The organism is Enterobacter sp. GD03975, from assembly GCF_029838645.1.
Taxonomy (GTDB): domain Bacteria; phylum Pseudomonadota; class Gammaproteobacteria; order Enterobacterales; family Enterobacteriaceae; genus Enterobacter; species Enterobacter quasihormaechei.
In genome coordinates this window covers 250753-272726 of record NZ_JAOBZC010000002.1, presented here as the reverse complement: position 1 = coordinate 272726, position 21974 = coordinate 250753, and the positions used below count along the sequence as shown (strand labels likewise).

The following is a 21974-nucleotide window of genomic DNA, read 5'->3' as shown; positions in this document are numbered from 1 at the left end:
GAGCAGTATGACGATTTCCGCTCAGGTCATTGATACGATTGTCGAATGGATCGATGACAACCTGCACCAGCCGTTACGTATCGAAGAGATTGCCCGCCACGCGGGTTACTCAAAGTGGCATTTACAGCGGCTGTTTATGCAATACAAAGGCGAAAGTCTGGGGCGCTATATCCGTGAACGCAAGCTGCTGATGGCGGCGCGCGATTTGCGTGAATCAAACGAACGCGTGTACGACATCTGCCTGCGCTACGGCTTTGACTCGCAGCAGACGTTTACGCGCATCTTCACCCGCACCTTCAACCAGCCGCCCGGCGCGTACCGCAAAGAAAATCACAGCCAGACACATTAAATTTGACGGCATGTAGGCCGGGTAAGGCGTAGCCGCCACCCGGCTTTTTTATTGCCTCGCTGCCGTTGTAGCCCATGCCGACACCTGCGATCGTCCTGACATCACCGGTAAAACGCTGTAGGTGATATTGCAAATTATTACCATTTGCATTAGCGTTGATGCCAAATTTCGTTGGGAAACAAGCGGTAATGAAGAGCGTATGGAGTGGGTTGCTGGTGGGGATCGGCGCGCTGCCCGCGGTGGCGGCAACGTGCGAGGAGTCGTCCCTGCTGGGGGATGTTCAGGGAAAGTTTGATGCCAGCGGCGAAGTCTGCTTTTTGCTGCCCGAGCTGGGTGAAAATTACGTTTCCGCCACGCTGAACGGCGTGACGGATGCGCGCCTGCTGGACGGACAAAACCGCCGCATTCGCACGCTGGTCGAAGGCGGGCCTGCCGACGGCGAACACACGCTGCTGTTTGCCCTGCCGGTGAAACAGCGCACCTCGCTGGTGCTGCACGGCGAAGCGGGCAAGCCGTGGCGTTTTCAGTGGCGAATGAAAGAGACTTCCCCCTTGCCGCGCGTACAGAGGCTGGCGCCTGAAAGCCCGACGCTGAAGGCGCTGGCAAACGCTATTTCTGCCGGTGGCAGTACCGAGGCGTTCTGGCAGGCGCAGCGTCGGCAGGGCACGCCGATGGTGGAGCCGGTTGACGCGAGCCATAAGCGCGTGACCTTTCTGTGGCGCGGCGCGCGCGATAACGTGTTCATCCTCGGCTCTCCGGCGGGGGATCACGATCCGCTGTTCCGCCTGGGCAACAGCGACGTCTGGTTTCGCAGCTACGTCGTGCCCGCTGATACGGTGATGCAGTACAAGCTCGCCCCCGATGTACCGATCGTGGAAGGTTCTGCCCTCGACAGGCGCCGCGCGATCCTGGTGAGCGCGCAGGCCGATCCGCTTAACCCGAACACCTTTGGTGAACAGAAGGCGGATCGCTGGAATCGCTTTTCCCTGCTCGATCTCAGCCCGGCGCGCTATTGCTCCGTTCAGGCTACGGCACAGCCGCTGGTGCACGGAACGTTGAGCCGCCAGATGCTGAGCAGCACTATCCTCGGCAATTCCCGTGAAGTGATGATCTACAAACCGCGCGGCGCGCAGCCCGCGCGCTGGACGCTCATCCTCTTCGACGGACAGATTTATCAGGACGAGTACCGTTTTGCCAACGTGCTGGATGGCCTGATTGCCCGGCACCATCTGCCACCCATTAACGTGGTGTTTATCGACAGCCTCGATCATGCCCGACGCGGCAACGAACTGCCGCCGAACCCGGATTTCGCCGATTTCATGGCGCACGAGCTGCTGCCGTGGCTTCGCGGACAGGGCATCGCGATGCAGCGGCAGAAAACGGTGCTGGCGGGGTCAAGCTACGGGGGAATCGCCTCCTCCTGGGTGGCGCTACGCTACCCGCGGCTGTTTGGCAAAGTGCTGAGTCTTTCCGGCTCCTACTGGTGGGCGCCAAAAGGTGAAGCCCCCGGCTGGCTGACGCGTCAGTACCAGCAGTCTCCGCCGTATCCGGTACGCTTCTGGTTACAGGCCGGGAAGTTTGAAACCGCGGGGCCGGGCGGTGGCATCTATCGCACCACGAAGGATTTTGAACAGGTGCTGAGGGAAAAAGGCTATCGCGTCAGTTTCCATCCGTGGTCCAGCGGCCACGACTACGCGGCCTGGTGCGAAGCGCTGATCCACGGGATGCGTGATTTCACCGGCCTACGACGCCAGTGAAAACCAGCGGCGCCAGACGAAACGCAGAATGAAAAATTCGATGGCGCCGAGCAGTAAAAACCACAGGCAGAACAGAATGGTGTAAAGCTGATTCAGATCGACCATATGAAAGGTCTGAACCAGCTTTTGCGCCAGCGCCAGCCCAAGCGACGGCGCAGGTAACAGCAGGCAGGAGAGCAGGGCCATCAGTAAAATGCCCCCCGCAGTAATCAGCGATTCTAACGGGTGTTTCATCGTAATGTTAATCGTCAGTTAAAAATGTCATTGTCCGGCATCCTGAAACGTAAAGCAATATCATCCCGGCTGGCAAAATTAAGACACAGCCCACCGTTATTCTGCGAATAAATAGCCAAAAAAGAATATAAACGCCGATGCGATTAAATTAATATCGCGTAATGTAAATAAACGTCTTCCTTACGAAAATAATTTTACAAAGCTATAGGTGCTATATCCAATTAACGTCGCAATAACAATGGCTGCGACAATGTATAACGCCAGGCGCCGTCCGCGATAAATACCAAACATGGTTCCTCCTCGTTTAGTGTTGGTTTAGAAATATTTTGTAAAAATCAGCGCATCGAAATAATTTAAATCAGTTTTGAATAACCTTGTCGTCATTATATTGCGGTAGATCAATTTAACCCGCAAGTCTTAAAAATGAATTAATTAAAGCCAGAAAGGAATTCCGGCTTCCGACCACCGGATATTGAAGGAAAAATACCATGACCAAAAAAAATTTCTCACAGAATATGCCACCCGCAGGCGGACAGGCGTACCAGCAGAACATAGAGCAGGTGCTTGCCCAGACCCAAAGCCAGGCCAGCGGCCTTGACCGCGCCGAGGCGCAGGCGCGTCTGCAAAAGCATGGCCCAAACGCGCTGCCGGAGAAAAAAGGCAAGCCGGGCTGGCTGCGTTTTCTCGCGCACTTTAACGACGTGCTGATTTACGTCCTGCTGGCGGCTGCTGTATTAACCGCGGTAATGGGCCACTGGGTTGATACGCTGGTTATTCTGGGCGTGGCGGTCATCAATGCGCTAATTGGCCACATTCAGGAAAGCAACGCGGAAAAATCGCTGAAGAGTATTCGCAATATGCTTTCCAGCGAGGCGCGCGTTATTCGTAACGGCAACCATGAAACTATCCCGACGACGGAAATCGTCCCGGGCGATATTATTGTATTGCGCGCAGGGGATCGTATTCCGGCGGATATGCGTTTAATCGAAGCGCATAATTTACGCGTGGAAGAGGCGATCCTGACCGGCGAATCCACGGTGGTGGATAAACACACGAACCCGCTTAACGGCGAATTACCGCTGGGCGACCGCACCAATATGGTCTTTTCCGGTACGACGGTAAGCGCGGGCGGCGGCGTGGGCGTGGTCATTGCCACCGGCCAGGAGACCGAGCTCGGCCACATCAACCAGATGATGGCGGGCATTGAAAAACACCGCACCCCGCTGCTGGTGCAGATGGACAAGCTGGGCAAAGCCATCTTCGCCATTATTCTGGCAATGATGGCTGCGCTGTTCGTCTTCAGCCTGGTGTTCCGCGAGATCCCGATGGGCGAGCTGCTGCTCTCCCTCATTAGCCTGGCGGTCGCCTCCGTACCGGAAGGCCTGCCGGCGATTATCTCCATCATCCTCTCCCTGGGCGTGCAGGCGATGGCGCGCAAGCGGGCGATTATCCGCAAGCTGCCGACGGTTGAAACCCTGGGCGCGATGACCGTGGTCTGCTCGGACAAAACCGGCACCCTGACCATGAACGAGATGACGGTCAAAGCCATCATCACTGCCGATACCTGCTACCGCGTGGACGGCAACAGCTACGAGCCGGTGGGCAATATCTACCTGGAAGGCAGCGATGAGCCGGTACAGATCCAGCCGGGCACCGTGCTCGAGCAGTACCTGCGCACCGTTGACCTGTGCAACGACAGCCAGCTGATTCAGGACGAGCGCGGCCTGTGGGGCATTACCGGTGGGCCGACCGAGGGCGCGCTGAAGGTGCTGGCGGCGAAAGCCCACCTCGCGCCGGTGATGACCACCCTTATCAACAAGATCCCGTTCGACTCGCAGTACAAGTATATGAGCACCCACTACCAGATTGGCGGTGAGGAGCAGATTTTGATTACCGGCGCGCCGGACGTGATTTTCGCCCTGTGTGACCAGCAGCAGACGCGCAACGGCGCGGAAGCCTTCAACCGCGCGTACTGGGAAACGGAGATGGAGCGCTATGCGCGTCAGGGGCTGCGCATGGTCGCCGCGGCGTTCAAGCCGGCGAACGGCGAGCAGGCGTTAACGCACGACGACCTGAGCCACGGCCTGATTTTCCTCGGCATTGCCGGAATGATGGATCCGCCGCGCCCGGAAGCGATTGATGCAATTAACGCCTGCCAGCAGGCGGGGATCCGGGTCAAGATGATCACCGGCGATCACCCGCAGACGGCGATGAGCATCGGCCAGATGCTGGGGATCACCAACAGCGAGCAGGCGGTCACCGGCTATCAGCTGGAGAAAATGGACGATGCCGAGCTGGCGGAAGCGGCGGTGAAATATGACATCTTTGCCCGTACCAGCCCGGAGCATAAGCTGCGCCTGGTGAAAGCGTTGCAGGATAAAGGCGAAATCGTCGGCATGACCGGCGACGGCGTAAACGATGCCCCGGCGCTGCGCCAGGCGGACGTCGGCATCGCGATGGGCATCAAAGGCACGGAAGTGACCAAAGAGGCGGCGGACATGGTCCTGACGGACGATAACTTCGCCACCATCGCCAGCGCGGTGAAAGAGGGGCGTCGCGTTTACGACAACCTGAAGAAAACCATCCTGTTCATTATGCCGACCAACCTGGCGCAGGGGCTGCTGATTGTGATTGCGCTGCTGGCGGGGAATATCATTCCGCTGACGCCGGTGCTGATTCTGTGGATGAACATGGCGACCTCCGCCACGCTCTCCTTCGGCCTGGCCTTTGAGGCCGCCGAGCGCAACATTATGCGCCGCCCGCCGCGCCAGACCGGGCAGCACGTGATGGACGCCTACGCCGTATGGCGCGTGGCCTTCGTCGGCACCATGATTGCCATCGCCGCCTTTGCGCTTGAAGCCTGGCTGGCCCCGCGCGGCCATAGCGCGGAGTTCATCCGCACCGTGCTGCTTCAGATGCTGGTCTGCGCCCAGTGGGTGTACATGATTAACTGCCGCAACACCGACGGGTTCTCCCTGAACCGCGGCCTGCTGGCGAACAAAGGGATCTGGCTGGTGACGGGCGTACTGTTCCTGCTCCAGGCGGCGATTATCTACCTGCCGTTTATGCAGATGCTGTTCGGCACCGAAGCGCTGCCGCTGCGCTACTGGTTCGTAACGCTGGCGGTGGCTGGGGTGATGTTCTTCGTCGTCGAAATCGAGAAGCGACTGACCCGCAGGTTCCGTAAGGCTGCATAACAAAGATCCCCCTCACCCTAACCCTCTCCCCACAGGGGAGAGGGGACCGCCCGGTTTTCACCCTCGCCCCTGTGGGGAGAGGGCCGGGGTGAGGGGTACAAATTAGAGGTACTCCCATGAAATTTCCGCTCCTGTTCGCACTCCTCGCCTGCACGCTGCCACCCGCATTCGCCGCGGCTATTCCCGTTCGCGTCGCCACCGTGGAGCAGACCGCCCATGCCGCCGAGCGCCAGATCCCGGGCCGCATCGAAGCCATTCACACCGTTGAGCTGCGCGCGCGTACGGAAGGCGTGTTAACGAAAATCCACTTCCGCGACGGGCAGTACGTGAAAAAAGGCGACGTGCTGTTTGAGCTGGACGACGCCGAGCCGCGTGCCGCCCTGCGTCTGGCGCAGGCCGAAGTGAGAAGCGCCGAAGCCACGCTGCGTCAGGCGCAGCAGCAGCTTTCCCGCTTCGAAAGTCTGGGCAGCAGCAACGCTATCAGTCGTCACGACGTGGACAACGCCCGCATGCAGCGCGACGTGGCGAGCGCCGCGCTGGAGCAGGCGAAAGCCCGGCTCGATACCCGCAGCGTCACCCTGAACTATACCCGCATCACCTCGCCGATTGACGGTCGCGTGGGGCATAGCCAGTTCCACGTGGGCAGCCTGGTGAATCCTGCCAGCGGCGTGCTGGTGGAGGTGGTGCAGCTCGATCCCATCCGCATCGCCTTTGCGCTGGAAGAGGGCGCGTTTGCCACCAAAGCCGGACAGCACGCGGATATCAGCGCCATGAAGCAGGCCTGGCAGGCGCTGATCGACAGCAACGGTCAGCGCGTCGGCGGGGAACTGACGTCCGTGGACAACCGCATCGATCCGCGCACCGCCAGCGTGATGCTGCGCGCCGAGTTTGCGAACCCGCGCCATCAGCTGCTGCCCGGCGGCAACGTGAATGTCTATCTGCGTCCGGCGAGCGAGCAGCCGGTGCTGACGCTGCCTGCCGCCGCGGTCCAGCAGAACGGCGACGGGTTCTTCGCCTGGGTGGTTAACGCCGACGGCAAAGCCGAAAGGCGCCCGCTGAAAATTGCCGGGCAAATCGGCCAGCAGTTTCAGATTGCCTCCGGCGTGAATACCGGTGAGCGAGCGATTACCGACGGCGCGCAGCGCGTGCAGCCCGGCGCTGCCGTCCAGATACTCAATTAAGGAGCCATCATGCTGACGTTTTTCATCAAACGCCCGCGCTTCGCGATGGTGATTGCGCTGGTCATCACCCTGCTGGGGGCCATCGCCCTGAGGATCATTCCGGTAGAGCAGTACCCGCAGATCACCCCGCCGGTGGTGAATGTCTCTGCCAGCTGGCCGGGCGCCAGCTCGGCTGACGTAGCGGAGGCCATCGCCACGCCGCTGGAGACGCAGCTTAACGGCGTAGATCACATGCTCTATATGGAGTCCACCAGTTCGGATGAAGGCACCTACAGCCTGAACATCACCTTTGCGGCGGGTACCGATCCGGACCTCGCCGCCATCGACGTGCAGAACCGTGTGGCGCAGGCCGTGGCGCAGCTGCCGACCGAGGCACAGCAAAACGGCGTGCAGGTGCGCAAGCGCGCCACCAACCTGATGATGGGGGTAAGCCTTTACTCACCGAACAACACCCACACGCCGCTGTTTGTCAGCAACTACGCCAGCACGCAGGTGCGCGAGGCGCTGTCGCGTCTGCCGGGCGTGGGGCAGGTGCAGATGTTTGGCGCGCGGGACTATAGCATGCGCATCTGGCTGCGTCCGGACCGCATGAACGCCCTGAACGTCACGACCGACGACGTGGCGCAGGCGCTGCGCGAGCAGAACGTGCAGGGGGCGGCGGGCCAGATCGGTACGCCACCGGTATTCAACGGCCAGCAGCAGACGCTGACCATCAACGGGCTGGGGCGCTTAAGCCAGGCCGAAGACTTTGCCGAGATCATTATTCGCGCCGGAGAGATGGGCCAGCTGGTGCGCCTGAAGGATGTGGCGACCATCGAGCTCGGCTCGCGCAGCTACAGCTCGGGCGCCCAGCTGAACGGGCATGACTCTGCTTATCTTGGCATCTACCCGACGCCGTCCGCTAACGCCCTGCGCGTGGCCGACGCGGTGCGCGCGGAGCTGGAGCGTCTCTCGACGCGCTTTCCGGACGACCTGGTCTACGAGGTGAAATTCGACACCACCACCTTCGTTGCCGCCACCATTAAAGAGATCGGCGTCTCGCTGGCGCTGACCATGCTGGTGGTTGTGGTGGTTGTTTCCCTGTTCCTGCAAAGCTGGCGCGCGACGCTGATTGTCGCCCTCGCCATTCCGGTGTCGCTGGTGGGCACCTTTGCGGTGCTCTACGCGCTCGGTTACTCCGCTAACACGCTGAGCCTGTTCGCCATTATTCTGGCGCTGACCATGGTGGTGGATGATGCCATCGTGGTGGTTGAGAGCATCGAAACCCTGATGGCGGAAGGGCAGAGCCGCACGGCGGCGACCGCGCTGGCGCTGCGCCAGATTGCCGGGCCGGTGATTGCCACCACGCTGGTGCTGCTGGCGGTGTTTGTGCCGGTGGCGCTCCTGCCGGGGATCGTGGGCGAGCTGTACCGCCAGTTCGCGGTGACGCTCTCTACCGCCGTCACGCTCTCAAGCCTGGTGGCGCTGACCCTGACGCCCGCGCTCTGTGCCATGCTGCTGCGCCCGCGTCCGGCGAAGCCTGCCGCGATTTTCCGTGGGTTCAACCGTGGGCTGGACGCCACGCGCACGCTTTACACTCGGATAGTGAGCGTGTTCAACCGGCGTCCGTGGCTGGCGCTGCTGGCCACCGCAGGCGCGGCGGCAGTGGTGGCGTTCAGCTTTATGTCGATGCCAAAGGGCTTCCTGCCCCAGGAAGATCAGGGCTACTTCTTCGCCAGCGTCCAGCTGCCGGAGGCGGCCTCGCTGGAACGCACCGAAGCGGTAATGACCTCCGCGCGCGAGCTGATCGCTAAAAACCCGGCGGTGGAAGACGTGATTCAGGTCTCCGGGTTTAACATCCTCAACGGCACCAGCGCGTCGAACGGCGGGTTTATCTCCATCATGCTGAAGGACTGGAGCGAGCGCCCGCCGCTGGATGAGGTGATGGGCACCCTTCAGCGCCAGCTGCTGGCCCTGCCGGAAGCGACCATCATGACCTTCGCGCCGCCGACGCTTCCGGGGCTGGGCAATGCCTCCGGTTTCGACCTGCGCATTCAGGCGCAGGCGGGGCAGAGCCCGGCGGAGCTGGAGCGCGTTACGCGTGAGGTACTGGCAAAAGCCAACCAGCATCCGCAGCTGAGCCGCGTGTTCACCACCTGGAGCAGCAACGTGCCGCAGCTGACGCTGACCGTTGACCGCGAGCGCGCTGCCCGGCTCGACGTGCCGGTGTCGCGCATCTTCAGCAGCCTGCAAACCGCCTTCGGCGGCACCCGCGCCGGGGATTTCAGCGTCAACAACCGCGTTTACCACGTGGTGATGCAGAACGAGATGCAGTGGCGCGAGCGCGCGGAGCAAATCAGCGAGCTGTTCGTGCGCAGCAACAGCGGCGAGCGGGTGCGACTGAGCAACCTCGTCACCATCACGCCGACCGTCGGCGCGCCATTTATTCAGCAGTACAACCAGTTCCCGTCGGTATCGATAAGCGGTTCGGCAGCGGAAGGGGTAAGCAGCAGCACCGCGATGGCGGCGATGGACGAAATTCTGGCGCAGAGCCTGCCTGCGGGGTACGACTACGCCTGGAGCGGCATGTCGTATCAGGAGCAGCAGACCGGCAACCAGGCGGTATGGATTGTGCTGGCGGCGGTGGTGATGGCGTGGCTGTTCCTCGTCGCCCAGTACGAGAGCTGGACGCTGCCGGCGAGCGTGATGCTCTCGGTGCTGTTCGCCATCGGCGGGGCGCTGGTCTGGCTGTGGCTGGCGGGCTACGCCAACGACGTGTACGTGCAGATCGGTCTGGTCTTGCTGATCGCGCTAGCGGCGAAAAACGCGATTCTTATCGTGGAGTTCGCCCGCGCGCGGCGGATGGACGGGATGGCGATTGTCGATGCCGCACGGGAAGGGGCATCGCGCCGCTTCCGCGCGGTGATGATGACCGCCGTGTCGTTCATCATCGGCGTCCTGCCGATGATGCTGGCGACCGGGGCGGGTGCCCAGAGCCGCCGCATCATTGGCACCACGGTGTTCAGCGGCATGCTGGTGGCAACCGTGGTGGGGATTGTGTTCATCCCTGCGCTGTTCGTGCTGTTCCAGCGCCTGCGCGAGTGGGGCCACGGCCTTACGGACTCGTCGCCCACAGCTCGCAGTGCTTCTGAACCAGAGAAATAAGCGAGCCGCCGTCGGCGATGAAGTCCCGCATGCGCTGCGCCTCGCTCTTGCCCTGCTTTAACAGCAGGGCAATTTCCTTGATTGCGCTCGTTGCGCCGAGCTTCTCGGCCGACGGCGCAACCTGCTCCAGCAGCCAGGCGATATCGTCCGCCACGGTTTTGTGCTCGCCGGTATGCACGTCCGTCAGAACCCCCTCCAGCCCGTAGCGACACGCCTGAAAACGGTTAAAGCGGTACAAGAGAAAATCCCGCTCCTGATGCTTATACGGCCGCGTGGTCAGCAGCCAGTGAGACGTCGCCTGGATCAGCCCGGCGATATTAATCGCGTGGCCGAGCGTCAGCGGGGTATCCATCACTCGTACCTCCACGGTGCCGAAGTGCGGGCTGGGGCGGATGTCCCAGTGCAGATCCTTAATGCTGTCGATCATGCTGGTAGCGCTCAGGCGGCGGAACAGCCCCTCGAACTCCTGCCAGCTGTTGACCCACGGCATCTGGCCGTTATCCGGGAAGCCGGAAAAGATATTGAGACGCGACGAGGAAAACCTGGTGTCCGTGCCCTGCATATAGGGGGAGGACGCGGCGAGGGCGATAAAGTGCGGCACGAAGCGCGACAGGCCGTGCAGCAGATAAATGGCGTCGTCCCCGTTTCGGCATCCCACGTGCACGTGCTGGCCAAACACCGTCGCCTGTAAAATCAGATAGCCAAAGCGCTCCAGCGTGACGTTATAGCGCTCATCGGCGCACACTTCCTGCCGCTGCCACTTCTGGAACGGATGGGTTCCGCCGCCGCAGATCTGAATATGCTGCTCCGCCGCCGCGCGCAGGATGCTCTGCTGCATCACCGAGAACTGCGCTGCCGCCTGGTCGATGGTCTGGCACACGCCAGTGGCGATTTCGAGCATGCTTTCGGTGATGTCGTGTTTGACTTCACCGCCTTTGATGTCGTCTTTGACGGCAGCGATAAGCGCGGAAGAGTCCTGACTCAGGTCGTAGCCCGGCGGGTTCACCACCTGGAGTTCAAGCTCGATGCCGAGGGTGTAGGGTTCAGAGGATTTGAAATCAGGTAAAGGCATGGCGCACTCCGTTGTCTGTTGTGTGTTGAGTATAGACAATGGGCGTGGCGCGCTCGTCTCGTGGTGGTATAACGGATAGTAGGCTTTGCAACAGGGGAGTGACTTATGTCTGACTATCCATCGATTACAGAAGGATTTCCTGAATGACCAGGTAAGTTATTTCGGCGTACCGAATTGCGGGAAGGTTGTTGGAAGACTGATTTAATGCACAAAAAAAACAGTGTGATGGAGGCTGCAATGAAGCAGCCTTTTTAATAAATCAGATTAACAATACGCGAGAGTTATTTTTTTAGATTCTCTGGAAAATTATCGGGCAACTGGTCAGGCGGGCAATTAATAACAGATTCATTATTTACACCGCTGTCGTTGACGTATGTAATGGTTGCAAACTCGTCAATGACTTCAGTCGGATAGGCAGGACCCGCGCTGCGATACTCTTCCATTTTGTCGAGATGATCGTTCTGGAAACAAACCGTTTTCTCTGGATTGTTCATAACCCAGCGAGGGAAGAATATGGTTCCATGGAAAAGCTTGTCTCCGAGATTGGCAATCAGACTGACATCAGTACCCGTTGGCTCGGTCCAGGATACCTTATAGATCTCATTACCGACACGAACGATGTAGACATGCTGGTCTTTGACCCAGCGACCACCGACCATACCGCTGTGAATTCGGTAATCGATCGTGTTTTCATTTTTAATGTAAAGCTCGTAGTTCCAGCCGTTGTCATAAGTATAGACAAGGTGTTTACCAGTGAAACCTGAGAGATCATCTTTATTAAAGTCTGTCATGTCCCATCTCCTGAGTACTTAGATATTGCCCCGCAACGTGAAATAAAAGTATAGATGCTTTCATTGGACACAGCGTTTAGGTATGTAAGAGCATGTAAACCGTAGAGTGAAAATATGATCTCAAACTTACGCAGCTTAGGTTGGGCTCCGCGAAATTTGACTGGCATTTTTTAGGACAGGGGGCATCAATTGCGGAAATACGGTATATCGACAGGGTAAGTATTTGTGAGCGTTATCAGGCGGCAGCGTACCAGTTTTTCACTGTCTGCATACCAGAAAGAAAATTGCCCGGTGGTCTGGTTAAAAATCATCTGGTCAAGATTAGCAAAGGGGAAGATAAGAAGTGATCCCTTGCGAAAGTGTCCCGCTCCTGTTTCAAACTGATTTCCCCCCCATGATTCCTGTGAGTGTTCGTAGCGGTGAAGGATGACCTCGATCTGACCGCGCATTGGGCAAAACAACCTGATAGCTGAATTTTCGAGGGATAAAGCATACGACGAAATTGAATAAAAAAAAGTTAATACAAATATTTTGACGTGTTTGATCATTGAAAATCCTTTGACAATCTCTCCGCTCTTTAGGGCGGGAATTTCTACGACCGGACAGTGATGAGCCGCCGCAATAATAATACAGGGAATCTCCCTGTATTATTATTTTACTCAGCGCGTTATCGGCATTACCCATACTCACTACGAATCTGCATCTGTGTGGATGGGTATGTCACGTGTTCACGGTTAATTTACCGCTGCACAGTTAATGCTCTGGCTGTAACTTAACCAGTCAATAACGCACTGGTTGCTCCCTTTATTTAGATAGTTGAACTTAACACTGAATTTATTGGTTGCCAGTATTGATTCAACGGTAGGGACCCAGGTGCCATATTCTCCCGCGACGGCATACTGGGTTCCATTCTTCCAGGGCTGACTGAACCAGTTATCGGTCACGGTAATAGGCCCTCTTGAAGGCTGACCACGCACGCCAATTGAGGAGCGATTGCTGGTACCGTAGCGCCCATAATCAAACCAGTTTTGCGTTACTTCCATAAACGCACCGGCGCCTGCTGACTGATATCTGTGCATATCAAACTGATGATAAGCTCCGGTTCCGCCGCCGTTAAGTACCAGGTTATGGTGCGCCGCGTAGCCTTCTCCAGCCATACCGCTTCCGGCAATTGAATGCCGGTTACTGTTGAACAGGTTACAGGCAACCTCTGCCGTGGCATTACCGTTTTGCACAACCACGCCATACCCGAGCTCTTTTTTAATATTCTGATGAATATAGCTGTGATGAACCCGCACATTCGTTGATTTTTTTACGCTCACCGCAGCCCAGGGCCATCCCCAGAGCTCCATATTGTCGACCTCAACATTATGGCTGCCTTCAACGGTCTGGATACCAATAGTGGTATTTTTCGTCAGGGTTCCTTTATAGGGGCCTTCATATCGGATACCCGAAATACGCGTATTGCTGTCCATCATGATAATCGGGAATTTATTTTCTTCTTCGCTCATGTAAGGAATACTCAGGCGCGCTCCTTCGCTGCCGTTTGCCCCACGATCGCTAAAAATAGTGGTTCCGCTTTTGATGAAGAGCGCGTTTTGCCGGACCGGTAATTCAATTTCAACATCGCCGGGAATATAGATATAGGGGGTGCCGGCATCGACCAGCGCCTTTAGTGTGGCATAGTCAGTAGCCTCCTGATAATTCACGCTGTCTTTATCTATCCGGCTCGCATAGCCTTCTCCGCCACCGACGACAGAGCACTGACCGTTTGCATCAAGTAGCTGGGTGGTGACGACGACGTTCAGCTCCAGCGGCGAGGATACCGTGCCTTTTCTGTCAACGGCGCGGATCGTAACGGGATAACGGTTTTCGCCGCCCACGATAAAGCCCGGCAAGGTCAGCATGAAGGTCCCTTCTTTCTCCGTAATGGTGCCGCCGGCGGATTTGAAGGCGGAAGCCTCAATCTGGTAATTTGCGACGCCGTACAGGCTCTGAACCTCGGGCGTCACCTCGGTTGTGCTGCCCTCAAAGCCCGTGACAGCCGTCTCCGCGGTGATGGTGAAGGGCGCCTGGCTGACGACAACCTCTATTTTCGTCGGCTCGCTGATATTGCCGTGCGGATCCTTTCCGGTAACCGTGATGCTGTAGTGGTTGCTTCCCGTTGCCTGCCATGCGGGCATGACAAAATGATAGTCAGGCAGTGTGCCGGTAATCTTACCGCCTGCGGCAAGGAAATCCTCCGCGCTGAACTGGACATCACTTACGGTGGTTCCCTCTGACACCACGTTTATGGTGGTATCCACCGTTTCCTGCTCAGTTCCGGTCAGCGTGTCGGGCGCCGAAACGGCAATGCTGACAGGCTGCACCTCTAACGTCAGGGTGACCGGTGTCGACGAGCGGCCAGACTTATCCCACGCGACAGCGCGCACGGAATAGCGGTTGGTTCCCTCTTTTTTCCATAAAGGCAGCGTGAACCGCCAGGCATTTGTGCCGTCCTGCGTAATTTTTCCACCAGCGCTGAAAAATGCTTCACCCTGCCACTCGATGCGATCGATGCCGGACTGGGCGCTGGCCTGCGGCGTAACGATAAGCTCCTCACCTGACTTGCCCGTCAGATTTTCATCAAGAACAAGGTTAATGGCCGCTGAAAGTACTGAAACCGTGGCGGTTACCGGCGCGGAACGGTGGTTTTGGTCGTCACCTGCGGTAAGGGTAATTGCATACTGGTTGGAGCCCGAGTCCGACCATGCAGGCAGCTCCAGCCAGACTTTATCTTTTTCGACGGTGACTTTACCCCCATGGGCAACAAACTCGGGCGCCTCCCAGTCGAGCCGGGTGACGGCGGTTTTTGCATCAATCGTCAGCGGCAGCGCAATACGCTCTCCCTCATTACCCTTCACCTCTGGCGGAACGGTGAGCACAATCGCGCCAGGCTCAACCACAATTGTCAGGGTGACCGGTGTCGATGAGTGGCCAGACTTATCCCACGCGACAGCGCGCACGGAATAGCGGTTGGCCCCCTCTTTTTTCCATAAGGGCAGGGTGAACCGCCAGGCATTTGTGCCGTCCTGCGTAATTTTTCCGCCGGCGCTGAAAAATGCCTCACCCTGCCACTCGATGCGATCAATATTGGACTGGGCGCTGGCCTGCGGCGTAACGATGAGCTCCTCACCAGAGTTACCCGTCAGATTTTCATCGAGAACAAGGTTAATGGCCGCTGAAGCCACAGAAACCGTGGCGGTAACCGGCGCGGAACGGTGGTTTTGGTCGTCACCTGCGGTAAGGGTAATTGCATACTGGTTGGAGCCCGAGTCCGACCATGCAGGCAGCTCCAGCCAGACTTTATCTTTTTCGACGGTGACTTTACCCCCATGGGCAACAAACTCGGGCGCCTCCCAGTCGAGTCGGGTGACGGCAGTTTTGGCATCAATCGTCAGCGGCAGCGCAATACGCTCCCCTTCGTTACCCTCCACCTCTGGCGGAACGGTGAGCACAATAGAGCGCGGTTCGACCACGATCCGGGCTGAAGCGGTGTTAGAAACGTTCCCCTCGCTGTCACTCACCGTTACTTCAATGGGATAACTGTTTTCACCGCCAGCCTTATAGGGAGGCAGAACGACGCTATAGTTCAGGCTCAGATTGTCCGCTTCTGGAGCACGCGTCTGGATAAACTTGCCTCCGGCGGCAAGAAATTCCGGTGCCTTCCAGTCAACTTTACCGATGGTGCCGGTACTGCGAACATTAAGGCCGAGGGCCAGCGTTTGTCCCTCTTCACCCTTGAGGTCGCCTGCCAGCGAGATTTTGACATCCAATGGCAGAACATCCACCTCAACGCGGAACGGCGCTGATAAGTTGCCTTTTTCATCAATGGCACGCCCCTCCAGCAGATAGTGATTACTGCCGGTTGTTTGCCATTCGGGCAGAACGATGACATAGGCGCCGTTTACATTGGTGATATCGCCACCTGCGGCGAAGAAATCCTGACCCTGCCAGCCAATTCCGGCCACGGCATAGCGCGAAGAGATGTCCAGGTTTAACGCGAGCTGGCTGCTTTCAACGCCCGAAACCTTGTGATGCGGAGCCACGGAAAACAGGCGATCCTTTTTGTATTCCAGAACAATAACGTTGTTTCTGTCCACCAGATCATAGCGAGAGCCCGCCAGCGTGCGGTTAAAGCGAACACGCTCGGGATCAAGCTGCGTTTTGAGCGGCAAACCAAACTGCCAGGAGAGGTTCAACCCTATGGAAAATTCGTCACCGCCGCCACGCGTGTTAACCGTTTTTTGCAGTGAAATTCCCGCCAGGGGGACAGGGGTGTAATTCAGACCTAAGGTCAGTACCTGAGGATTTTTCTGAAGATCATCCGGGCCAAAAATACCGACTTGATCGCCATAATACCGAGCCCAGGTAATTTTTCCGCCAAGCTGAGGCAAACCCGGTAGCCAGGCTTCTGTCCGGATATCAAAGCCATTAGCGACGCGTTCGTGGTAGTCTGTGAGATCCCGCGAGCGCTTCCAGTCGCTGAGCCGGTAATAGCCATTGGCAGAAACGCGAAAGAAATCGCGTGCATACTCAAGACCTGTGCCCAGGCGCTTATGCTGGCGACTGACGTCGTAATCATAAAACATATTGGCACCGAACATGGCGGAGTCAGAAGGCCAGAATCGATACCCCATGCCGAGATTTGCCATGGTTCTGTCGTCGATCCGCCTAATCCCCGTCTGGGAAAAAAACAGATGGCTGCGGTTTTCGTAAAGGGGCAGTAAAAAATCAAATTCACTGCCGTCAAGGTGCGCGCTGCTTAAATTCAACTTCACTCTTGCCGTGCCAAATGAAGAAAGGCTTTGCTGAACGGCCGAGCTGAATAATCCTGAGGCCATGCTGCCGCCGACGGCGCTGATGCGATCGGCGGAAGCGTCCTGCCCCAGCACCTGCGCCAGCTTAGCGCCTGCGCCAGCTCTTGCCCGGAAGAGGGTTTCTTCACGGCTGATTTCTTCCTCATGCAGCGCGCGATAGACACTCTCCCTGACCGTCATGGCGCGATCGTTCGTATTCATCTCACTTCCCGCAGCCAGTCCTGGCTGCATAAAAAGCACAATATACATCCCGTGCTTTCGCTTAAAATGGGATAGGCAGCTGACCACCATATTGATAATTACTCCCTTGCTTATACAGGCGCACTTTTGACATTGATGATTTATATAAGCGTGCGCGCTAAATTATATTAAAAGTCTTTTCCACGTATTTAGACCCAAATATCATCGATAGGTCATCGTGAAGGATGCCGTAGCGTTTATTGTTCCGGGTTGAATGTTTTTGTCCGTCTGATAGTAGGCAGCCTTAAATGGAATATTCACGATTTCCCCATTGGAAGTCGTGATAGCGTGATTGATCATGCTGCCAAATTTCACAGGTGAATCTTGATGCAAAATCTGAATGCCAACCCCGCTGGCAGTGGATGCGCTGCTAAGGCCTAATACTCCGTTGGTGGCGTCTGCAAGTACCGAGACATTATCCAGCGTTACGTTCACAGATGTTTGTGCATCACAATTAAGCGATACATTGAAATTTACTGGGTTTTGGGTACTGCCAATGCCATTAAATTTAGAGGCAACGGCAAATCCCATATCAATATTTAAATTGCTATCCTGTACCAGACACGAAACGGTATTGGTATTGACGCCTGATATAAGGTATTTAAACAGAGGCTGTCGCTGTACGTTTTTACTTACTGGCGTGCTGTACTGAATCGCAATGACGAGTGGGGAAATTATGCCCGTCCTGGGCGTTGACGCCGTTTTGACCAGCTCAAAGGTATCATTGAAGGTTGCCCCTTTTTGCGATATGCCTCGCTGCCAGGTGCTCAGGTTCAGCGAACCGTTAGTAACGGTGCCCGTAGCCCCGGTGGTACTGGAATAGTTTTTCCAGCGTAACCCAATTCCTTCAACGTTTGTGGCCCGTACGCCGGCTATCACCGAAGCACCATTGTCAATATTTGTTGGCGCCAGCTGAATTGCCCAGGACCCTTCCGCTGTGGTTTGACCTTTCGCATCGCAGTTGATGGGATGGTTAACCGTTACCGAACCCAACACACTTCCGACGGGTACATCCCGCTGAATAAGAATACTTTGATCAAAGTTAACGTTGACATCCGATGCTGTACATAAAGCGTAAGTATTGACTGACATAAAACTGCCTGCAATGAGGCTAATAATTTTAAAAAATGTGCGCACAGCGAATTCCTTAATTATGTCTGGCAATGTTGCGGAAAATGCTTTTTCACAACATCACTGAAGCGATATTCATCTATAAAACCGCGTATAAAAGTTGTTAGCTATCCTCGCAATAATTCATTCTCTGACTTTTTATCACTGACATAGCGCGGTTATACGTTGAATAGCTCCGGGGCGGTTTTCATGTTTTATCGTTGTCTGGCAATTTATCTGACCCCAGGTCGCTGAAATACGATCGCCGTTATTCAGACCGCTCAGGTAAACCTCACCATCATTACCAACGATGCTCATCACGTCACGGCCCTCCAGCTTGACCATTGATCCAAAGGGTACGGGCCCATTTTTGTAGCGCAGTTTAATTAACGCGCGGTAGCCCGTTCTGGCATTGAACGTTGCGCGCACAACCGCGCCGCGGGTCGGTACCACGTTAACCACAGATTCTGCGATATCGGTATCAGGCCCGAGCGAACGGGTATCAATAGCGATACGGTTCTCCTGATAAGCGCTGGTATAAGGAACAATCGCGTAGCCGCGCCAGTCGGTTTTCACCCCCGGATTATTGCGCACCTTCAGGCCTGATGCCCCCTCGGCCTTCACCAGCGCAACGGTGTCGCCGAGCGGTTGCGAGAACGTTACGCCGTCTTCATGAGCGACAATACCGCCCTGCACACCAACGTTAAGCTGGCTGTTATCCCGGCTGTAGTTATAACCTGCGCTGACGGTGCCGTAGCCGCCTTTATAGGTGCCGCTGACCGAACTTCTGGACTGGCTCCCCGATGAGGTATACCCCTGTTGAAGCGAATAACTGAAATTGTTATCAGCAAGCGCTGTACCGCTCAGCCCCACCTGATGCGTTTCGCCGCCCTTTTTTTGGGCGTTCACGCTGTAGCTGGCCCAGCTTTTCGGCAACCATTTACTGAGCGGCACCTGCAAGCTGAAGGCGAGGATCTGATCCTTTTGCGACACGCCAGGGGTTTCGCTGTAGGTGTAGCTCAGCGAATAGCCGATCTCGTTGATGCTGGTGTTAATGCCCGTACTGATGCTGCGTTCATACCCTTCCCGTCGCCAGTAGTCTTGCTGGTAGGCGCTAATATAAAAGCTCCCCCAGCTCATCAAGGACTGATTAAGATTAAGCTGTAGTCGGCTTCGTTTGTTGTAGCGCTGGCTGGCGTAGTCGTTTACCTCCTGAAAAGTATAAAACCCCTCGGTGGAATATCGGTAGCTGGCCAGCGTTACCGTGGTATCAGTGGTCGTCACCGTTTTCGAATACTGCACCCGATAGGATTGTCCACGGCTTCGCCTGACTTCGTCCTGTTTAAGCTTGCTGTCGGCCAGGGTAACATCCGCAGAAAGCGACCCGATCTCACCAAAACTTAAGCCCGCACCCAGTACGCCGGCAAGATAGTTATCTGCGCCCAGCATGCCGCCATAAAGAGTAAGCGTGTTTGACACGCCCCAGGCCAGGGTACCCTGACCAAATGAGGGCTTCTGTGCATTATCTTTGGTGGTACGGTATTCACCGCCGCTCAGCGAGTATTTTAACCGCCCCTCACGCAGCATGACGGGTACTGCTGAAAAAGGCTGGATAAATCGCTGCTCGCTGCCGTCGGCTTCGGCAACCGTAACCTCAAGATCGCCGCTGGTTGAAGTAGGATAAAGATCGCGTATCTCGAAGCTGCCCGGCGCGACATAGGTTTGATAAATCGTGTAGCCGTTTTGCTTAACGGTGACCATCGCATTGCTGCGGGCAATGCCACGGATCGTTGGCGCAAAACCGCGCATGCTCTCGGGCAGCATGGTGTCGTCTGAATAAATCTGTATGCCCCGAAACATAATGCTGTCGAAAATATCTCCCGGCGTGCTTGTTTCGCCAAGCTGTAGCTGTCCTTTCAAAAATTGTATATCGCGGCTCAGCGTCGTACTGACGGACGAAAAATCATGCTCTTTATTACTTTTAGTGGCGGTACTGTAATTACGTAGCCGCCAGGGCCCCAGATTCAGACCGCTCTGTAGGTTCAGATAAAGCTGATCCTGCGTCTTTCCCTGATTTACCCAATTGCGCGAGCCATTGGCACTGTAGTTGAGCAGCAGCGCCGGGATCCCCTGATCCCAACGGGAAGGGTCAACCGTGCCGCGTGCACGAATGTTAAGCGCTGACTGAGGAATGGATATATCCAGCCTTTGCTTGTCAAAATTCAGGCGAGCGCTGGCATCAGGTATAAAGGCGCCAGGGTTGGTGATAATCGTTCCTTCCGGCAGTGCCGCCAGCTTCGGAAAAAGCTGGGTCCGTACACCAAGCATCTCAAGCATGCCGCGATTTAGCTCAGGCGCCAGCCCCACACCATTCAGGGCTACAAAAGAAATATTCTCCGTCCGAACATATTCATTGTTAAGCCAGATTTCTACCCTGTAGGTACCGGGCAACTGCTCTCCATGTTCAAAACGGCTTAGATCAATGTTTTTTGCCGATGTGTGCGTCTTTTCCAGCGCGTCAGACATAAAATATAATTCACCTGCCTTTGCAGGAAACAGACCGGAAATTAACAGGGCAATAGCAGACAGCCGGATAACTTTAAAAGCTTTCATTTCCGGTTTAATTAATTTTCGGCAATTAAAGTCAGTCTTCACTTTGCTTTCCTGCTGGGATGACATGGCTGAATCTATTTCTTAATTACGGCAATCTCTGACGCGCTTCTTCAGTAACGCCGCCGAAATCATTTATCGCTTTCCAGGTAACATCCCGTCCCGCAGCGGTGATATGTGCCGTACCGAACGGTGCTATCATCGGCGGGTGTTCAATAGCCTGACTGCCCACTTTTAAAGAAAACAACGACACGTAATAGGGGGTTGGATTAGAGATAACAATCCGATCTCCGCTACGCTCATAGTGCAGGTTTTTCCAGGCGTCATTTACCCTGTCGGTTGCTAATTTTGCCGGCCGATAGAAAAGCTTAATGCGCGTCTTAACGGCAATAAGCAGTTGGTTGTGATCCGATTTTTCCATAGATGGAATCGACTTTACGTTAAGCCAAAAGAGGGATTCACGATCTTGCGGCAGCATCTGTTCCCCGGTGTAAATAATACGAAGGGTATTTTCATGCTCTCCGTCCAGACGAAACAGCGGTGGTGTGACAATAAAAGGCACTTTAGCAGGTGAATTTTCTTCCAGTTCAATCCATGACTGAATGAGATAAGGAATTGAGTTCTTACTATTAATCACCGATATTGACGCTTCGTTTTCTTCACCATTGTAAATCAGCCGTGTGCCGCCAACAGTAATGCCAGCATTGACTGAAAGGGTGAATAAGCAAGCAGTGAGTAAAAGAATAGCGTGAAGGAGACGGCTCATATTACAACTCCATGATCCCATCGGGAAACAGGCGGGCGTGCAGCGGGCACGCCCGAACGTCTTACTGGTAGGTGATAGTAAAATCTGATGAGGCATTAGCCGTACCGGCTGTAACCGTAGCTTCGGTTGCCTTGTATTTGGCAACAAATGCCATCTGATTACTGTTTGAAGCCGTGGTATCAAGCGTCAGGCTTTTAGACAGCGTGGCGAGAGGGATGGGCGTAACGCCATCTTTTTCATACAGCGCGACGCCTACTCCTTTGGCCGTCTGACCTGAGCTAAGCGCAAGTATGCTGGTATCATTAGCATCAGCTGTGCCATCAAATTTAACTGATGCGGTTTTAACCGCCGTCGGGCAATTATCAAGCACGATAGTAAAGCGAGTTGCTGCCGCTACATCGCCTTTTGCGCTGAATGAGCTCTTGGGAATTTGTCCGAGGTCAACAGTCTGGGTAGCAGTACCTGTGTTAACCGTGCACGCCGAATCCAGAATAGTTCCGGTAAAATTAATCTTCCCATCGGCAGCATGAGCCGCAAAGGAAATACCGGTGACGACAGCTGCTGCCAGCACTTTGCGAACAAGACGGGGCATTTTATTTTGCATAGCTATATATCCTTATGATTGAACAAATATCTGCTGCGGACGTTATCCATAGCAGGACTG

The 21974-nt window shown here is 55.9% G+C and carries 14 protein-coding genes; 5 read left to right on the top strand and 9 right to left on the bottom strand.

Annotated features, from left to right (window positions below; all coding sequences use genetic code 11):
* Nucleotides 1–7 precede the first annotated feature (7 nt).
* Together N5C09_RS04935 and N5C09_RS04930 are read left to right on the top strand one after the other, a co-directional pair.
* Nucleotides 8–349 (top strand): RamA family antibiotic efflux transcriptional regulator, encoded by a 342-nt coding sequence (locus N5C09_RS04935; protein WP_063451551.1) that lies wholly within the window; start codon nucleotides 8–10, stop codon nucleotides 347–349.
* A 188-nt stretch (nucleotides 350–537) separates the two neighbouring features.
* Nucleotides 538–2106, top strand: a complete 1569-nt coding sequence (locus N5C09_RS04930; protein WP_279748573.1) for an alpha/beta hydrolase-fold protein — start codon at nucleotides 538–540, stop codon at nucleotides 2104–2106.
* Here N5C09_RS04930 and N5C09_RS04925 read toward each other — a convergent pair.
* Entirely contained in the window at nucleotides 2092–2340 is a 249-nt protein-coding gene (locus tag N5C09_RS04925; RefSeq protein ID WP_063451549.1) for a DUF1158 domain-containing protein, read from the bottom strand. The two genes, N5C09_RS04930 and N5C09_RS04925, sit on opposite strands and share 15 nt — an antisense overlap.
* 488 nt (nucleotides 2341–2828) lie before the next feature.
* On the opposite strand from N5C09_RS04925, the gene N5C09_RS04920 reads away from it, so the two are divergent.
* The 3 genes from N5C09_RS04920 to N5C09_RS04910 all read left to right on the top strand — a co-directional run bounded on the left by N5C09_RS04920 (nucleotide 2829) and on the right by N5C09_RS04910 (nucleotide 9862).
* A complete protein-coding gene (locus N5C09_RS04920; RefSeq protein WP_107534856.1) occupies nucleotides 2829–5537 on the top strand; it encodes a cation-transporting P-type ATPase in 2709 nt (902 codons plus the stop codon).
* A 116-nt stretch (nucleotides 5538–5653) separates the two neighbouring features.
* Nucleotides 5654–6718: an efflux RND transporter periplasmic adaptor subunit gene (locus N5C09_RS04915; RefSeq protein ID WP_279748572.1), complete on the top strand. Its 1065-nt coding sequence runs from the start codon at nucleotides 5654–5656 to the stop codon at nucleotides 6716–6718.
* Between the two features lie 9 nt (nucleotides 6719–6727).
* Nucleotides 6728–9862, top strand: a complete 3135-nt coding sequence (locus tag N5C09_RS04910) for an efflux RND transporter permease subunit (protein ID WP_279748570.1) — start codon at nucleotides 6728–6730, stop codon at nucleotides 9860–9862.
* On the opposite strand, the gene N5C09_RS04905 is transcribed toward N5C09_RS04910, so the two are convergent.
* From N5C09_RS04905 to N5C09_RS04870, 8 genes are all read right to left on the bottom strand, one after another.
* The gene (locus N5C09_RS04905; RefSeq protein ID WP_063868913.1) at nucleotides 9813–10934 is read right to left on the bottom strand and encodes a YbdK family carboxylate-amine ligase; all 1122 of its coding nucleotides are present in this window, start codon (nucleotides 10932–10934) and stop codon (nucleotides 9813–9815) included. The two genes, N5C09_RS04910 and N5C09_RS04905, sit on opposite strands and share 50 nt — an antisense overlap.
* Nucleotides 10935–11215: 281 nt before the next feature.
* Complete coding sequence (locus N5C09_RS04900; RefSeq protein ID WP_193032728.1) at nucleotides 11216–11725, bottom strand: phenolic acid decarboxylase; 510 nt, start codon at nucleotides 11723–11725, stop codon at nucleotides 11216–11218.
* Between the two features lie 185 nt (nucleotides 11726–11910).
* A complete protein-coding gene (locus tag N5C09_RS04895) occupies nucleotides 11911–12273 on the bottom strand; it encodes a hypothetical protein (RefSeq protein WP_107534860.1) in 363 nt (120 codons plus the stop codon).
* 186 nt (nucleotides 12274–12459) lie between these two features.
* Complete coding sequence (locus tag N5C09_RS04890) at nucleotides 12460–16785, bottom strand: inverse autotransporter beta domain-containing protein (protein WP_279748569.1); 4326 nt, start codon at nucleotides 16783–16785, stop codon at nucleotides 12460–12462.
* A gap of 201 nt (nucleotides 16786–16986) precedes the next feature.
* A complete protein-coding gene (locus tag N5C09_RS04885; protein ID WP_279748568.1) occupies nucleotides 16987–17961 on the bottom strand; it encodes a fimbrial protein in 975 nt (324 codons plus the stop codon).
* A gap of 135 nt (nucleotides 17962–18096) precedes the next feature.
* Nucleotides 18097–20460 (bottom strand): fimbrial biogenesis outer membrane usher protein, encoded by a 2364-nt coding sequence (locus N5C09_RS04880; RefSeq protein ID WP_279748567.1) that lies wholly within the window; start codon nucleotides 20458–20460, stop codon nucleotides 18097–18099.
* A gap of 172 nt (nucleotides 20461–20632) precedes the next feature.
* Nucleotides 20633–21310 (bottom strand): molecular chaperone, encoded by a 678-nt coding sequence (locus N5C09_RS04875; RefSeq protein ID WP_279748566.1) that lies wholly within the window; start codon nucleotides 21308–21310, stop codon nucleotides 20633–20635.
* Between the two features lie 61 nt (nucleotides 21311–21371).
* The gene (locus N5C09_RS04870) at nucleotides 21372–21914 is read right to left on the bottom strand and encodes a fimbrial protein (protein WP_279748565.1); all 543 of its coding nucleotides are present in this window, start codon (nucleotides 21912–21914) and stop codon (nucleotides 21372–21374) included.
* Between the last annotated feature and the right edge of the window lie 60 nt (nucleotides 21915–21974).

Coding starts and splice junctions, on each gene's coding strand:
- N5C09_RS04935 (WP_063451551.1), top strand. CDS start 8: ATGACGATTTCCGCTCAGGTCATTGATACGATTGTCGAATGGATCGAT.
- N5C09_RS04925 (WP_063451549.1), bottom strand. CDS start 2,340: ATGAAACACCCGTTAGAATCGCTGATTACTGCGGGGGGCATTTTACTG.
- N5C09_RS04910 (WP_279748570.1), top strand. CDS start 6,728: ATGCTGACGTTTTTCATCAAACGCCCGCGCTTCGCGATGGTGATTGCG.
- N5C09_RS04880 (WP_279748567.1), bottom strand. CDS start 20,460: ATGTCTGACGCGCTGGAAAAGACGCACACATCGGCAAAAAACATTGAT.
- N5C09_RS04890 (WP_279748569.1), bottom strand. CDS start 16,785: ATGAATACGAACGATCGCGCCATGACGGTCAGGGAGAGTGTCTATCGC.
- N5C09_RS04900 (WP_193032728.1), bottom strand. CDS start 11,725: ATGACAGACTTTAATAAAGATGATCTCTCAGGTTTCACTGGTAAACAC.
- N5C09_RS04905 (WP_063868913.1), bottom strand. CDS start 10,934: ATGCCTTTACCTGATTTCAAATCCTCTGAACCCTACACCCTCGGCATC.
- N5C09_RS04870 (WP_279748565.1), bottom strand. CDS start 21,914: ATGCAAAATAAAATGCCCCGTCTTGTTCGCAAAGTGCTGGCAGCAGCT.
- N5C09_RS04915 (WP_279748572.1), top strand. CDS start 5,654: ATGAAATTTCCGCTCCTGTTCGCACTCCTCGCCTGCACGCTGCCACCC.
- N5C09_RS04875 (WP_279748566.1), bottom strand. CDS start 21,310: ATGAGCCGTCTCCTTCACGCTATTCTTTTACTCACTGCTTGCTTATTC.
- N5C09_RS04920 (WP_107534856.1), top strand. CDS start 2,829: ATGACCAAAAAAAATTTCTCACAGAATATGCCACCCGCAGGCGGACAG.
- N5C09_RS04930 (WP_279748573.1), top strand. CDS start 538: ATGAAGAGCGTATGGAGTGGGTTGCTGGTGGGGATCGGCGCGCTGCCC.
- N5C09_RS04895 (WP_107534860.1), bottom strand. CDS start 12,273: ATGATCAAACACGTCAAAATATTTGTATTAACTTTTTTTTATTCAATT.